This window comes from Sphingobium sp. CR2-8 (assembly GCF_035818615.1).
Classification (GTDB): domain Bacteria; phylum Pseudomonadota; class Alphaproteobacteria; order Sphingomonadales; family Sphingomonadaceae; genus Sphingobium.
This window is the reverse complement of sequence record NZ_JAYKZY010000002.1, coordinates 154,667-168,107: the sequence shown is the minus strand read 5'-3', so window position 1 is coordinate 168,107 and position 13,441 is coordinate 154,667. Positions and strand designations below refer to the sequence as shown.

At 64.9% G+C, this 13,441-nt stretch carries 12 protein-coding genes and 1 pseudogene; 1 reads left to right on the top strand and 12 read right to left on the bottom strand.

Features of this window, described 5'->3' with window-relative positions; all coding sequences use genetic code 11:
- Entirely contained in the window at nt 1-579 is a 579-nt protein-coding gene (locus tag U5A82_RS04675; RefSeq protein WP_326289056.1) for an LOG family protein, read from the top strand.
- Nucleotides 580-711: 132 nt separating this feature from the next.
- On the opposite strand, the gene U5A82_RS04670 is transcribed toward U5A82_RS04675, so the two are convergent.
- The 12 genes and pseudogenes from U5A82_RS04670 to U5A82_RS04615 form a co-directional block, all read right to left on the bottom strand.
- Nucleotides 712-1,809 carry a nucleoside hydrolase gene (locus U5A82_RS04670; protein ID WP_326289054.1) on the bottom strand — a complete coding sequence of 366 codons (1,098 nt, stop codon included), beginning with the start codon at nt 1,807-1,809 and terminating at the stop codon, nt 712-714.
- Nucleotides 1,806-2,810 carry an adenosine deaminase gene (locus U5A82_RS04665; protein ID WP_326289052.1) on the bottom strand — a complete coding sequence of 335 codons (1,005 nt, stop codon included), beginning with the start codon at nt 2,808-2,810 and terminating at the stop codon, nt 1,806-1,808. Before U5A82_RS04665 ends, U5A82_RS04670 begins: the two co-directional genes overlap by 4 nt.
- A complete protein-coding gene (gene guaD, locus U5A82_RS04660; protein WP_326289051.1) occupies nt 2,807-4,117 on the bottom strand; it encodes a guanine deaminase in 1,311 nt (436 codons plus the stop codon). Before guaD ends, U5A82_RS04665 begins: the two co-directional genes overlap by 4 nt.
- A complete protein-coding gene (gene xdhC / locus U5A82_RS04655; RefSeq protein WP_326289050.1) occupies nt 4,114-5,034 on the bottom strand; it encodes a xanthine dehydrogenase accessory protein XdhC in 921 nt (306 codons plus the stop codon). The genes guaD and xdhC overlap by 4 nt, the downstream gene beginning before the upstream one ends.
- Nucleotides 5,031-7,340 carry a xanthine dehydrogenase molybdopterin binding subunit gene (gene xdhB / locus U5A82_RS04650; protein ID WP_326289048.1) on the bottom strand — a complete coding sequence of 770 codons (2,310 nt, stop codon included), beginning with the start codon at nt 7,338-7,340 and terminating at the stop codon, nt 5,031-5,033. The genes xdhC and xdhB overlap by 4 nt, the downstream gene beginning before the upstream one ends.
- Nucleotides 7,333-8,760 carry a xanthine dehydrogenase small subunit gene (gene xdhA, locus U5A82_RS04645; protein WP_326289046.1) on the bottom strand — a complete coding sequence of 476 codons (1,428 nt, stop codon included), beginning with the start codon at nt 8,758-8,760 and terminating at the stop codon, nt 7,333-7,335. The genes xdhB and xdhA overlap by 8 nt, the downstream gene beginning before the upstream one ends.
- A gap of 1 nt (nt 8,761) precedes the next feature.
- Nucleotides 8,762-9,094, bottom strand: coding sequence for a hydroxyisourate hydrolase (uraH, locus tag U5A82_RS04640; RefSeq protein ID WP_326289044.1), 333 nt, complete (start codon nt 9,092-9,094; stop codon nt 8,762-8,764).
- Nucleotides 9,091-10,521, bottom strand: a complete 1,431-nt coding sequence (locus U5A82_RS04635; protein WP_326289042.1) for an NAD(P)/FAD-dependent oxidoreductase — start codon at nt 10,519-10,521, stop codon at nt 9,091-9,093. Before U5A82_RS04635 ends, uraH begins: the two co-directional genes overlap by 4 nt.
- Nucleotides 10,518-10,958, bottom strand: coding sequence for a 2-oxo-4-hydroxy-4-carboxy-5-ureidoimidazoline decarboxylase (gene uraD / locus U5A82_RS04630; protein WP_326289040.1), 441 nt, complete (start codon nt 10,956-10,958; stop codon nt 10,518-10,520). Before uraD ends, U5A82_RS04635 begins: the two co-directional genes overlap by 4 nt.
- On the bottom strand, nt 10,955-11,347 hold the full coding sequence (gene hpxZ, locus U5A82_RS04625) for an oxalurate catabolism protein HpxZ (RefSeq protein WP_326289038.1): 393 nt from the start codon (nt 11,345-11,347) through the stop codon (nt 10,955-10,957). Before hpxZ ends, uraD begins: the two co-directional genes overlap by 4 nt.
- Nucleotides 11,344-12,231, bottom strand: a complete 888-nt coding sequence (gene puuE, locus U5A82_RS04620) for an allantoinase PuuE (RefSeq protein ID WP_326289036.1) — start codon at nt 12,229-12,231, stop codon at nt 11,344-11,346. Before puuE ends, hpxZ begins: the two co-directional genes overlap by 4 nt.
- Nucleotides 12,228-13,408: pseudogene (locus tag U5A82_RS04615) on the bottom strand (pyridoxal-phosphate-dependent aminotransferase family protein). The gene puuE and the pseudogene U5A82_RS04615 overlap by 4 nt, the downstream one beginning before the upstream one ends.
- Nucleotides 13,409-13,441 lie beyond the last annotated feature (33 nt).

Genomic DNA, 13,441 nt, shown 5'->3' with positions numbered 1-13,441 from the left:
ATGCGGGTGTGCGTCTATCTGGGTTCCTCGCCCGGCAACTCCCCTGTCTATCGGCAGTCTGCCGAGCGCGTGGGCGCTCTCCTGGCGGAAAGGAGCATTGGCCTGGTCTATGGCGGCGGGACTGTCGGGCTGATGGGCGTGATCGCCGATGCCGTCTGCGCGGCGGGTGGTGAAGTAATCGGCGTGATCCCCGAAGCGCTGCGCGCGCGCGAACATGACCATCCGGGCATTACGCAACTTCATGTCGTCAAGACCATGCATGAACGCAAGGCGATGATGGCGAAGTTCGCCGATGGCTTCCTGTGCCTGCCCGGCGGCATCGGGACGCTGGAGGAGATATTCGAAGCCTGGTGCTGGTCGCAGCTTGGCTATCATGAAAAGCCGTGTGGGCTGCTCAACGTCAACGGTTTCTACACGCCGATGTCGACCTTCATCGACTCGGTGGTGGCGGAGGGTTTCCTCCAGCCGCGCCACCGCGAGATGCTGCTGATCGATGATGACCCGAACAGATTGCTGGATCGCATGGCGGCATATCTTCCGCCGCAAACCGAACATTGGCTGGGCGACGGGGACGTCTAACTGATCGCGCCGTCATGGCGGGACATCCTAACGGAAATGGCATCCACCCTTCGGCGCTGACGAGATGAATGCCGTTGTGCATGTAGCCCTTGGCTAACGCCTATGGCGCTTATCCTAACGTCGAAGTCGGCCTCATTTTGGCCGACTATTAGCCATCAGGCGAACCATCAGCGCTTCCAGTCGAGGAGCGTCGATCGTGCGGATGACGGTGGCAGCTTGCTCGCCAAGGCCGGGGCGATAAGGCGCAAACCAAGAGAGCATGTCGCCATAGCCCGGGCCGAACTGGCTGTTATAATCGACATAGAGGGCTTGCTGATCGGTCACGAGCGTCGGATCGAGCCAGACGCCCGCTGCGATCTCGTCCCAAAGAGGGAAGCCGGGTTCCAAAGCACTGATGAAGCGGCCGAGGTCGGGGCTGGCTGATTTTGCCATATGATCCAGCAGCGCGCGGCTGCGCTGCGTGCCGGTCGAAGGATCGACGGGGACGACAGTGATCGCTTTCCACGGGCTGCGGGCAACGATGCTGGCGGCTTCGGGGTCGAAGCGGATGTTGAATTCGCGGCGGGGCGTGTTGACGAATTCGCGGGCAAAGTCCGCGGCGGCGCGATTGTCCAACCTTTGCCGGGGATTGAGAGAGCCACCCATATAGACAAGCGCCTTTGCCAGGCTGGCGAAGGCAGGGTCGAGACGCTGGGCAAGCGCGAGGTTGGTGAGCGGTCCAGCGGCGATGATCGTCACTTCGCCGGGATGTTGGCGAACCATGCGGATCAGAAAATTGGCGGCGATCTCGTCGCGCGCTTTGGTCGTTGGATTACCTTCAGGCAGGTCCACCGGATCATCGGGACCAAAATAGGGCGGGGTGGTTTGCTGGGTCGGTTCGACCCATTGCTTCATCCAGGCGCCTTTCCATGTCAGCTTGCCATAGAGAGCTTCCCAGCGGTCGGTCATGACTTCCGTGTTGAGCAGCGGATATGTCGCGCCCTTGACGACCGGCACGTCGGTGCGGTGGGCGATTTCCAGCCCGCGCAGGGCCATGGCGGTCGCACGATTTGCCCAGACGTTGCCCGATACCGTGGTGATGCCCAGCACATCGACGTCGGGCGCCTCTAGCAGCATGAGGTGCATCAGCGCAAAGCCCTCGTCATCAATGATGACCTTGCGCCGGGGCGTATCGGCATGGGCGACGCCGATGGTCATGAGCAGCGCAAGCAGAGCAGCAAGCAGCCTCATAGATAGGCATCCAGACGTTCAAGTTGGGCGGCGATCCTGTCGGCTGGGAGGAACGCACCTGCAATGCTGTTGCGGGCAAGCTGGCCCAGTTGCGCGCGGGTGAGGCCGCGCGCTGTTGCCGCCGCACGATAATTGTCGACGATATAGCCGCCGAAATAGGCCGGATCGTCCGAATTGATCGTGGCGCGCAAGCCCAATGCCAGCATCCGGTCGAGCGGGTGATCCGCCATATCATGGACCACGCAGAGTTTGAGGTTGGAGAGCGGGCAGACGGTAAGCGTCATTTCCTCTCGCACCAGCCGATCGACCAGAGCATCATCTTCCAGCGCGCGGTTGCCATGGTCGATCCGGTCGACATGGAGCAGATCGAGCGCCTGATAGACATAGGCGGGCGGGCCTTCTTCACCGGCATGCGCGGTCAGGCGCAGGCCCTTTGCGGCGGCGGCAGCGAAAACACGCGCGAATTTTTCCGGTGGATGGCCGTTTTCGGAAGAGTCGAGACCGACGGCGGCGATACGGTCCAGCCAAGGTTGCGCGGCGGCCAGCGTCTCGAACGCTGCCTCTTCGCTTAAATGGCGCAGGAAGGACAATATGAGCACGCTGCTGATGCCGTGGCGGGTTTGCGCATCATCCATGGCGGACAGCAGCCCTTCAATGACCGTGCCGAAGGGGATGCCGCGATCGGTATGCGTCTGCGGGTCGAACATGAGTTCGGCATGGACGACGCCGTCCGCCGCGGCGCGTTCAAAATAGGCGGCGGCGAGATCGTGGAAGTCCTGCCGTGTCCGCAGCACGTCCGCTCCGGCATAATAGATGTCGAGAAAGTCCTGAAGATTGCCGAAGGCATAGGCGGCACGGACGTCCTCCACACTGGCATAGGGAATGGCGACACCGTTACGCCGGGCGAGAGCGAACATGAGTTCCGGCTCCAGACTGCCCTCGATATGGAGATGGAGTTCGGCCTTGGGCAGCCCGATGATGAAACTGTCGAGATCGGTCATGATAATATGCCTCTTCGGTCCCAGGCACATTGGCCCATGATATAAGTCCGGGCGACGACGCGGTCGTCGCCCAGGATTTGCAGCGCGAACAGGCGTTCTGCAAGCGTGGCTTTTGCCGTGCGGCGCGCCAGCAATGGCGTGGCGTTGCCATCCAGCACGACGAAGTCAGCCTCCTGCCCCGGCTCCAGGCCGCCGACCCGATCGTCGATCCGCAGCAGAGCGGCGCTGCCCGCCGTCGCCAGATAGAGCGCGCGGAAGGGATCGAGCGGATAATGGCGCGATAGCGCAGCCTGATAGGCCAAACCGGCGGTATGAAGCAGCGAGAAGGAGGTGCCGGCGCCAATGTCGGTGCCAAGACCCACGCGCACGCCATGGGCGTCCGCCTGCCCGAAGTCGAAGAAGCCCGACCCCAGGAACAGGTTGGAACTGGGGCAGACGGCGATCCCCGCGCCGCTGTGCGCCAGGCGGGTGCAGGCGCGGTCGGACAGATGGACGCCATGGGCGAAGACCGATCGGTCGCCGACCAGACCGAAGCCGTCATAGACGTCCAGATAATCCTGCGCCGTCGCAAAGCGATCGGCCACCGCAGCGCATTCGTCGACATTTTCGGCCAGATGGGTGTGCAACAGCGTGTCGGGATGGTCGGCCAGCAGGGCGCCCGCCACCTGCAATTGCGCGTCCGAGGAGGTCAGGGCGAAGCGTGGCGTGATCGCATAACCAAGGCGTCCGCGCCCGCGCCACCGCCGGATCAGCGCGTCGCTGTCGTCCCGGCCGCTATCGACCGTATCGGCCAGCCCATCGGGTCCCAGGTCCATCAGGATCTTGCCCGACACTATGCGCATGTTCCGGTCCAGCGCCGCGTCGAAAAGGGCATCGACCGAAAGGGCATGGACGGTGGGAAAGACCAGTGCGCTGGTCGTACCGTTGCGCAGCAACTCGTCCAGGAAAAGCGTCGCGGTGCGATCCGCATGGGCGCGGTCGGCAAAGGCCTTTTCGGCCGGGAAAATATGGCGATCGAGCCAGTCGAGCAATTGTGCGCCGTGCGAGGCGATATGATCCATCTGCGCATAATGGACATGGGCGTCAATGAAGCCTGGGACGATGAGGCCGGGCAACGGGTGGATCCCCAGCCCCGGATAGCGGGGAGCCAGTTGCGCATGATCGCCCCGCGCGATGACGATGCCATCCTCCACCACCAGCAAGCCGTCCGGTTCGTGGCGAACCGCGTCGGGATGCAGTCGCGGGTCGCGCGATACCGACAGGAGTTCGCCGCGAAAGCCCCGCAGAGTCCTAGCTTCCGCCGTCATGACGCCCTCAATTGGAGCAGTTGGGCCAGAACGGCGATGGCGATGACATCAGGCTCCTTGCCCATGACGCCTGGTACGCCGATCGGCGATGTCAGACGGCCGCGCGTCTGCGCGTCGACACCGTCTTTCGCCAGCCGCGCATGGAAACGGGCACCCTTGGTCGCGGAGCCGATAAGGCCGATAAAGGCGCAAGGCGAGCGGACGAGAGCAGCAAGGGTCAGGCGATAGTCCAGTCCATGGTCGTGGGTCAGGATAAGGATGGCGGCGTCTTCCGGCGCATCCGCAACACAGTGTTCGATCGCCAATTCGGGCACCACGGCGACTCCTTCGATCGTTTCGAACACCGGACGGGTATCGAACCAGGAGAGGCGAAGTGGCAGATTGACGGCGTGGCGGGCGATCGCCTGTCCCACATGGCCAGCGCCGAACAGATAGACCGGCCGACAATGCTGGCCGATAATCTCCGCCAGGCTGTCGCCTGCGCGGGGGCGGTCGCCGCGTGCCGACAGGCTGGATGGCAGGGCATGATCGTTGACATAGCGTTCCACCCTGTCGGGCATGAACGTCGAGACCAGGATGCGTTCGTCTGCGGCATCGGCCAGCCAGTCCATGGTTGCAGGATCGAGATGTTCGATAAGCAGCCGCACGCGCCCGCCGCAGCATTGGCCCAGCAGCGGCCCCAGCGGATAATCCTGCACCCGCCAATGCCCCGGCGGGTGGGCCAAGATGGCACGCGCCTGCTCGACCGCGCGATATTCGAGCTGGCCGCCGCCGATCGTGCCATAGAGCGCGTCGTCCGTGACGAGCATCCGCGTCCCCGCCCCGCGCGGCGCGGAGCCTTCGCTCGCCACGATGCTGACCAGCGCGCCCGATTTTTTGCCGACGGTTGCGCGCAGCCAGTCCAGCCATTCGCTCATCGGATGCGATGCTCCGTCACGGCGCGCAGGATGCGTTCGGGTGTGGCCGGCGCGTCGAGGCGCGGCAGCGCGCGTATATCCGGTGCGACGGCGGCCACCGCGCGGGTCAGAGCGGAAAAGACCGAGATGGCGAGCATGAACGGGGGTTCGCCGACGGCCTTCGAGCGATTGATGGTCGGTTCGACATTTTCCCCGTCCCACAGGTTGATCGTCAAATGGGTCGGCCGGTCGGACGCGGTGGGGATTTTGTAGGTCGCGGGCGAATGGGTGAGCAATCGGCCCTGATCGTCGAAGATCAGCTCCTCGGTCGTGAGCCATCCCTGCCCCTGGATGAAGCCGCCCTCGATCTGGCCGATGTCGATCACCGGGTTGAGCGATCGCCCGACATCGTGGAGGATGTCGACGGCCAGCACCTTATGCTCGCCGGTCAGCGTGTCGATCGCAACTTCCGCCACCGCGGCGCCGTAGGCGAAATAATAGAAGGGGCGGCCCTGATGCGCAGCGCGATCATAGGCGATGCCGGGCGTGGCATAATAGCCGGTGGCGGCGAGCGATATGCGGCCGATATGCGCCTTGCGACAAAGCTGGGCGAAGCTTAGGCGCTGCGTCCCGGCCATCACGCCTTCGGGCGTGAAGCGAACGGCGCTGTCGGCACAGTCGAAGGTGCGGGCGAGGAAGCCGGTGAGCCGGTCGCGGATCGTCATTGCGGCATTATAGGCGGCCATGCCGTTGAGGTCCGCGCCGGACGAGGCGGCAGTGGCCGATGTATTGGGCACCTTGTCGGTGCGGGTGGCGGTGATCCGTACCTGGTCGATCGGAACGGCGAAGACGTCGGCGACGACCTGCGCCACCTTGATATAGAGGCCCTGCCCCATTTCCGTGCCGCCATGATTGATCTGGATCGATCCGTCGGCATAGACCAGCACCAGCGCGCCAGCCTGATTCAAATGGGTGGTGGTGAAGCTGATCCCGAACTTGACCGGGGTCAGGGCTATCCCCTTCTTAATGATCGGGCTTGTGGCGTTGAAGGCGGCAATCGCGTCGCTGCGGGCGTCGTAGCGGGCGTCGGCGCGCAGGCGGGCGATGAGTTGCGGCGCGATATTGTCGGCAATGGTCATGCCATAGGGCGCGACATCGCGACCGGGTCCGTAGAGATTGGTGCAGCGGACGGCGAGTGGATCATGGCCCAGATGCGCGGCGACATCGTCCATCACCCGCTCGATCGCCAGCATCCCCTGTGGCCCGCCAAAGCCGCGAAAGGCCGTGTCGGAAACGGTGTTGGTCCTCAGCCGCTCCGACAGGATTTCGACGTCGGGCAGCCAGTAGCAATTGTCGGCATGGAACATCGCCCGGTCGTTGATCGCAGGGGACAGATCGACCGTGGCGCCACAGCGCGAGGCCAGGCGCAGGCGCAGCGCCAGCACATGGCCCGAAGCATCGAAGCCGACATCATAGCCAATACGGAAAGCATGGCGCTTGCCAGTCATCACCATGTCGTCGTCCCGGTCGCAGCGGAACTTGGCGGGGCGACCGGTCCTGTCCGCGACCAATGCGGCGGCGGCGGCGAACAGGGCGGCCTGCGTCTCCTTACCGCCAAAGGCGCCGCCCATGCGCCGCACCTCCACCGTCACGTCGGCGGAACTGCGGTGGAGCATATGGGCGACCAGATGCTGGACTTCGCTGGGATGCTGGGTGGAGCTGAGCAGATGAATCTGGCCGTCCTCGCCAGGAGTCGCGACCGCCACCTGACCCTCCAGGTAGAAATGATCCTGCCCACCCATGTCGAAGCCGCCGGTCAGGCGATGGGGCGCGGTCGCCAGCGCGGCATCCGCATCGCCGCGCGCCATGCGCTGGGTCGGTTCGATCAACGAGTTGGACAGTTGCGCCGCCTCTATCGTCAGGCAGGCAGGCAACGGTTCATATTCGATCTTGCCAAGGCGTGCGGCCCGGCGCGCGGCGCGCTGGCTGGTGGCGGCGACCAGGAAGATGGCCTGTCCGACGCAGATCACTTCGCCATCGGCCAGCAGACGGTCGTCGCCCGCCACCGGGCTGACGTCATTGGCGCCGACTATATCGGCGGCGGTGAAGACATGGACCACCCCCTCGGCCGCACGCACGGCGGACAGGTCCATGGCCACGATACGGGCATGCGCATGGATGCTCTGGCCAAAGGCGAGATGGAGCATGTCGGCCGGTTCCGGCGCGTCATCGGCGTAGCGGGCCGCGCCGGTAACGTGCAGATGCGCACTATCATGCGGGTGCGACGGTTTGGGCAACACACCCCAGGCGGCGTCGCGATCAGCCATGGACGGCATCCAGGTCGAGCACCGACACGGCCTGACCCTGCGCCTGATGCCACAGGCGCGGCAGCAGATTGGCGGCGACGTCGAGCCGATAGGCAGCGGAGCCACGCACATCGGACAGCGGGGTATAGTCGGTGCGCAGGGCGGTGGCGGCCTGGTTCATCGTGGCCAGCGTGAACGGCTGGCCGACCAGCGCGGCTTCGCACAGCGGTGCGCGGCGCGGCGTGGCAGCCATGCCGCCAAAGGCGATGCGCGCGGCGGCGATGATCCCATCCCGCACGGTCAGATGGAACGCGCCGCATACCGCAGAAATGTCACTGTCGAAGCGGCGCGACAATTTGGCGATATGGATGACGGCATCCTGGCCGGGGCGGGGAATCCAGAGGCTTTCGACAAATTCGAAAGGACGACGGTCCTGCTGGCCATAGTCGAGAAAATAGTCCTCCAGCGGCATGATCCGGCGTCCGTCCTTGCTGCGCAATGTCAGTTGCGCACCCAGGGCGATGAAGGCGGGCGGCCCGTCGCCGATCGGCGAGCCATTGGCGATATTGCCGCCGACCGTTCCGGCATTGCGGACCTGCAAGCCGCCGATCCGCCGGATGAGTTCGCCTAAATCGGGGTGAAGGCGCGCAAAGGCGCCATGGGCATCGGCATAGCGCACGCCCGCGCCCAGCTGAACGCCCTCCGGACTTTCCTCCATCCCCTGCAATTCAGCGATGTCGCCCAGGAAGATCAGCGTATCGATGCTGCGCAACCCCTTCGTCACCCACAAGCCGACATCGGTCGCGCCCGCGACCATGCGCGCATCGGGATGTTCGGTGAGTAGGTCGGCCAACGCGGCACAGCTGCGCGGCGCGAACCAGCGGCGTTCGCTATGCTGGCCAGACGTGCCGGGCCCGTCCGACAACGCCTTGAGCGCGGCCACGGTCGCCCTATCGTCGCGCGGCAGCGTGCCGACCGCCTCGCCAGCCGCCAGGATCGGACCATAGCCGGTGCACCGGCACAGATTGCCTGCCAGCACATCGGCCACCGGCAGGTCATGGCCGCTGGCGCCGACGCATCGACCATAAAGAGACATGACGAAGCCCGGGGTGCAGAAGCCGCATTGCGAGCTGCCATTGGCGGCCATGCAAGCCTGAAGCGGGTTGAGTGCGCCCGCAGGGGCAAGGCTTTCGACCGTCAGCAGCGCCCGACCATGCAGCATAGGCAGGAACAGGATGCAGGCATTGACCGCGCGCCAGGCCATCGCGTCGCCATCCAGTTCGCCCAGCAGCACAGTGCAGGCGCCGCAATCACCCTCCGCACAGCCCTCCTTGGTGCCGGTGCGGCGCATCGTGTAGCGCAGATGATCAAGGAGCGTGGCGGTAGGATCGACATCGGCGATCTCGACCGTCTCGCCATTCAACAGAAAACGCACGCTCACCTCAACTCCCCCGGTACGTCGAATAGCCATAGGGCGAGACGAGCAAGGGGACATGATAATGGCCCTGATCGGCGATGCCGAAGTCCAGCACCACGGTATCGAGGAAGGGTGGGTCGGCAAGGGCCACGCCGCGTCCGGCAAAATAGGCGGCGACCGAAAATTCCAGCCGATAGCGCCCCGGCGGCACCGCCGGCAGGCCGGGACAGCGGCCGTCCAGATTTGTGACGGCGGCGAATAACAGGGTCCCTTCGCCGTCGATCAGGCGCAGCGCGACCCCGGCGGCAGGACAACCATGGCTGGTGTCGAGGACATGAGTGGAAAGGCCCGCCTTCATGCCGCCGCCTCCGTGGGTCGTGGCCATTGCCCGACAAATTCCGCCTCGTCATAGGCCAGCAGGTCGGCGACCAGTGCGCCGCGATCGTCCAGGAAAAGCTGGTCGGTCAGAGCCTTCACCAGTCGTGGCAGCGCGGTGCGCAGGCCCGACAGGGCGGAAGCCGACAGGCCCAGGCTGATGAGCGCGGAATAGTTGAAGGCGAACAGGCCGTGCAGCATCATCGCGTCATCGTCGGTACGGGGCAGCAGTTCAAAACCATCCCCCAGATAGGGATGCGCGTCGATCAGCGCGTTGGCGTCGCCCTGCGAAGGCGTGAATCGATCGGCCCAGCGAGCGATGCCGTTGGCGACCAGGCTCAGTTCGGGGCGCAGGCCAGGGTCGCTGACCAGCCCGGTGGACAGGACAAGGAAATCCAATGCATGCTCCCCCTGCGGTGTCGTGACGCGCACGGCGCCATCGGCTTGCTCGACCCCCAGCCAGGGCGCGCCCAGATGCAGCGAGAAACCCGGCCAGGCGGCTGCGCGATCGAATGTGTCGTTGGTCGGCGGCTGATTATGGCCCAGGAAGGACGCCATCACCGCATATTTTTCCGCATCGTCCAGCGCTGGATAGCGGCCGGTAAAGCCCACCCGCTCCATGAAGCGGATCGGGTTGATGCGCGGCAACACCGGGCGGCGGATAAAGACATGGGTCGCGGCCACGCCCAGGGACAATGCCGCATTTGCATTGTCGAACGCCGACGCCCCGCCACCCAATATGCCGATCCGCTTGCCTGTCAGTGCGGCAAAGTCGATCGGTTCGCTGGTATGGGCGTATAGGCTGCGCGGCAACGCATCGCGGATCATGGCCGGGATATGCCATTCGCCTCCGCCCTGGATGCCGGTGGCCAGCACCACCTTGCGCGCCAGCAACGACGGCTGGCCGTCGAGATGCAGGCGATGGAGGCCATCGCCCATTGGCTCGATGCGTTTCAGCCGCGTGTCGTTGCGCACCGGGATACCCAGAACGCGACGATACCAGCGCAGATAGGCCATCCAGTCGCCGCGCGCGATCTTGCCAACCGCGTCCCAGCCCGCTGCGCCATGCTGCGCCTCCCACCAGGCGCGATAGGCCAAAGCGGGAATGCCGAAATCGATGGGGTTGAGTTCCTTGGGCGTGCGCAGCGTTATCATCCGCGCATAGGTATCCCACGGCCCTTCCAGCCCGGCGGGATTTTCATCTATGACGAGGATGTTGGACACCCGTTCGCGCATGAGGCCAAAGGCAGCGGCTAGGCCGCTTTGCCCGCCGCCAACAATGACCACGTCATAAACATGCCCTTGGGGATGGACGCGCGGCCGGGTCCAGTCGGTGCCGCCATGGCCGATCAGGACGAGTTGCCGGGCAAGTTCCGCCTCCAGCGCGGGCAGGCCGATGGGGGCAATCATGCGGCGTCCTCCAGCCTAAGCCGGACGATCTCGCCGATCTGGGCCAGGGCGGTTGCGACTTCCTCGTCGCGACTATGGCCCAGGCGTTGTTCCATGGCGGCCAATATACCCGCCTTGTCGGTCAACCGCACGCAGATGATGAAGGGAAAGTCGAAGCGCGCACGATAGGCAGCGTTGAGGGCGTGGAAGCGTTCATATTCCGGCGGGGTCAGGCGATCGAGGCCAGCCGACGCCTGTTCGGCGGCCGAAGCGGCAGTCAGCGTCCTGTCAATCGCCGCCTTGCCCGCTAGTTCGGGATGCGCGCGGATCAGCGCCAATTGCTCGTCCGGCGTCGCGTCATGAAGCACCGCCATCAGATCGGCATGGCGATCACCCGACGAGGGCAGCGCGTCGGCGCGCGCCTCCACCCAGGGACTATGTTCAAACAGCGCACTCAATGCGTGTTCCCCTCCAGGCTGACATGCGCCGATACGACTTTCCAGCCACCAAAGGGGCCGTCGGCGAACTTGACCCAGCTTTGCGTCTGGCGGCCGCGCCGGTCGCTGTTTTCGCGAAAGAACTCGGCATCGGCGGTGGCGAAGTTGTCGCCATAGACGGTGATCGCGACCTTCCCCAATGTGCGCTGGGGCGATCCGCCGCGGCCTTTGCGAAAGGCGCGAATCTCCTCGATGCCGTACAGCACTTCGCCCACGCCATAGCGATTGGTGGTGGGTGCGTCGTGGAACAGCGCGTCCATGGCGGGCACGTCGTCCGCCATCAGCGCGCGCTCATATTCGGCGAAAGCGGCGGTGATTTCGGCGAGCAAAATCGGATCGTCTATGGTCATGCGGGGTGGACCTCCATCCAGTGGCGGGCAATGTCGATGCGGCGGGCGACCCATGCGTCTCCACAAGCGATGACATGGTCGAGGAAGCGGGCGAGCGCGGCAGCGCGGGCCGGTCGACCGGCGATGCGGCCGTGCAGGCCGATCGACATCATCCGGCCGCCCTCGCGGCGCAACTGGTCGAACGTGTCGCGCAGATAGCGGAAAAACTGATCGCCCTCGGTAAAGCCGTTGAGCGCGGCGAACTTCATGTCGTTGGCGTCGAGCGTGTAGGGCACGACAAGTTGCGGTCGGCCGTGCAGATGATCCCAGTAAGGCAGGTCGTCGGCATAGCTGTCGGCATTGTAGAGAAAGCCGCCGTCCTGCGCCACAAGCCGAGCGGTGTTGGGCGAGGTGCGGCCCTGATACCAGCCGAGCGGGCGCGTGCCGGTAAGGCTCTGGTGAAGGGCGATCGCCTCCGCGATATGGGCGCGCTCCACATCCTCCGGCACATATTGATAGTCGATCCATTTCAGGCCGTGACTGGCGATTTCCCAATCGGCCGCCAGCATCGCGTCGACCGCTGCCGGATTCATCGCCATTGCCCTCGCGACGCCAAACACCGTCACCGGTAGCCCGCGTTCGGCAAACAGGCGGTGCAGCCGCCAGAAGCCCGCGCGACTGCCATATTCATAGAGGCTTTCCATCGCCATGGCGCGCGCCGGGTGGCTGGTGGCGCCAACCATTTCGGACAGAAAGGCTTCAGAGCTTTTGTCGCCGTTGAGGACGTTGTTTTCGGCGCCCTCCTCATAATTGACAACGAACTGGACAGCTATACGCGCACCGCCGGGCCAACGCGGATCGGGCGGGTTCGGCCCATAGCCGATAAGGTCGCGGGGCAGGATCATGCGTCCCACGCCTCCAGCGCCGCGCGCACCGCCGCGCCGGGGGCAGGGTGAAGCCTTCCTGCATCAGACAGGCCTCCAAAGCGCCCAACGTGATCAGCACCTTATGCTTCATCGCATTATAGCCCATCGCGCCAATGCGCCAGATGCGCCCTTGAAGCGGGCCAAAGGCGGTGCCGATCTCGATCTCGAAATGATTGCGCATGGCGGTGCGGACCCGGTCATTGTCGACCCCGTCGGGGATGAACACGCCGGTCACGTTGGTCATGCGATGGGCGTCGTCGCCAAAGAGCGTGAGGCCCATGGCGCGCAGGCCCGCGCTCATCGCCCGGCCCGCCGCGGCATGGCGGGCATAACAGGCCTGCGCGCCCTCCCCCAGCATCACCCGCGCACATTCCCGTGCGGCGTAGAGCATCGATGTCGCTTCGGTATGATGGTTCAGGCGCTTGTCCGACCAATAGTCCATGATCATGGCGAGGTCGAAATAGTTGGAGCCGATGCGCGGCCCTGCCCCGTCGACGCTGTCTGCGCTGCGAATGCCCGCCTCGACATGGCGACGGGCAAAGATATGGTCGGCTGCCCGGTCCGAAATGGTGATCGGCGCCGAGCCGGACGGTCCGCCCAGGCATTTCTGCAAACCGCCGGTGACGATGTCGACGCCCCAACGGTCCGCCGCGATCTCCATGCCACCGATGGTCGCGGTGGCGTCGACATAGCATAAGGCGCCCGCCGCGCGACACAGCCCTCCCAAACCGTCGAGCGGCTGGGCCATGGTGGTCGATGTGTCCCCATGGACGCAGGCGACGACTTTAGGGGCGGTGCGTGCGATGGCGGCGGCAATCGCCTCCATCGGCACCACTTCGCCCCAGGGCGCATCGACCGTTGCGATGACGGCGCCGATGCGGGCCAGGATTTCGCGCAGCAGCAGGCCAAAACGACCGAAATTGATGACCAGCACAGTGTCGCCCGGTGCGACCAGCGATACCAGCGCGGCCTCTATGCCTGCGCGCGCGGTGCCGTCGATCAGCATCGTCCATGGGTTGTGCGTGCCGAAGATCGGGCGGTAAAGTGCCATGACCTGATTCATATAGCCCGTCATTTCGGGATCGAACTGACCCAGCAGGTCGGCCGACATGGCGCGCAGTACGCGGGGGTGGGCATTGACCGGCCCCGGGCCCATCAGCAACCGCTGCGGTGGGTCGACTTCGCCAAA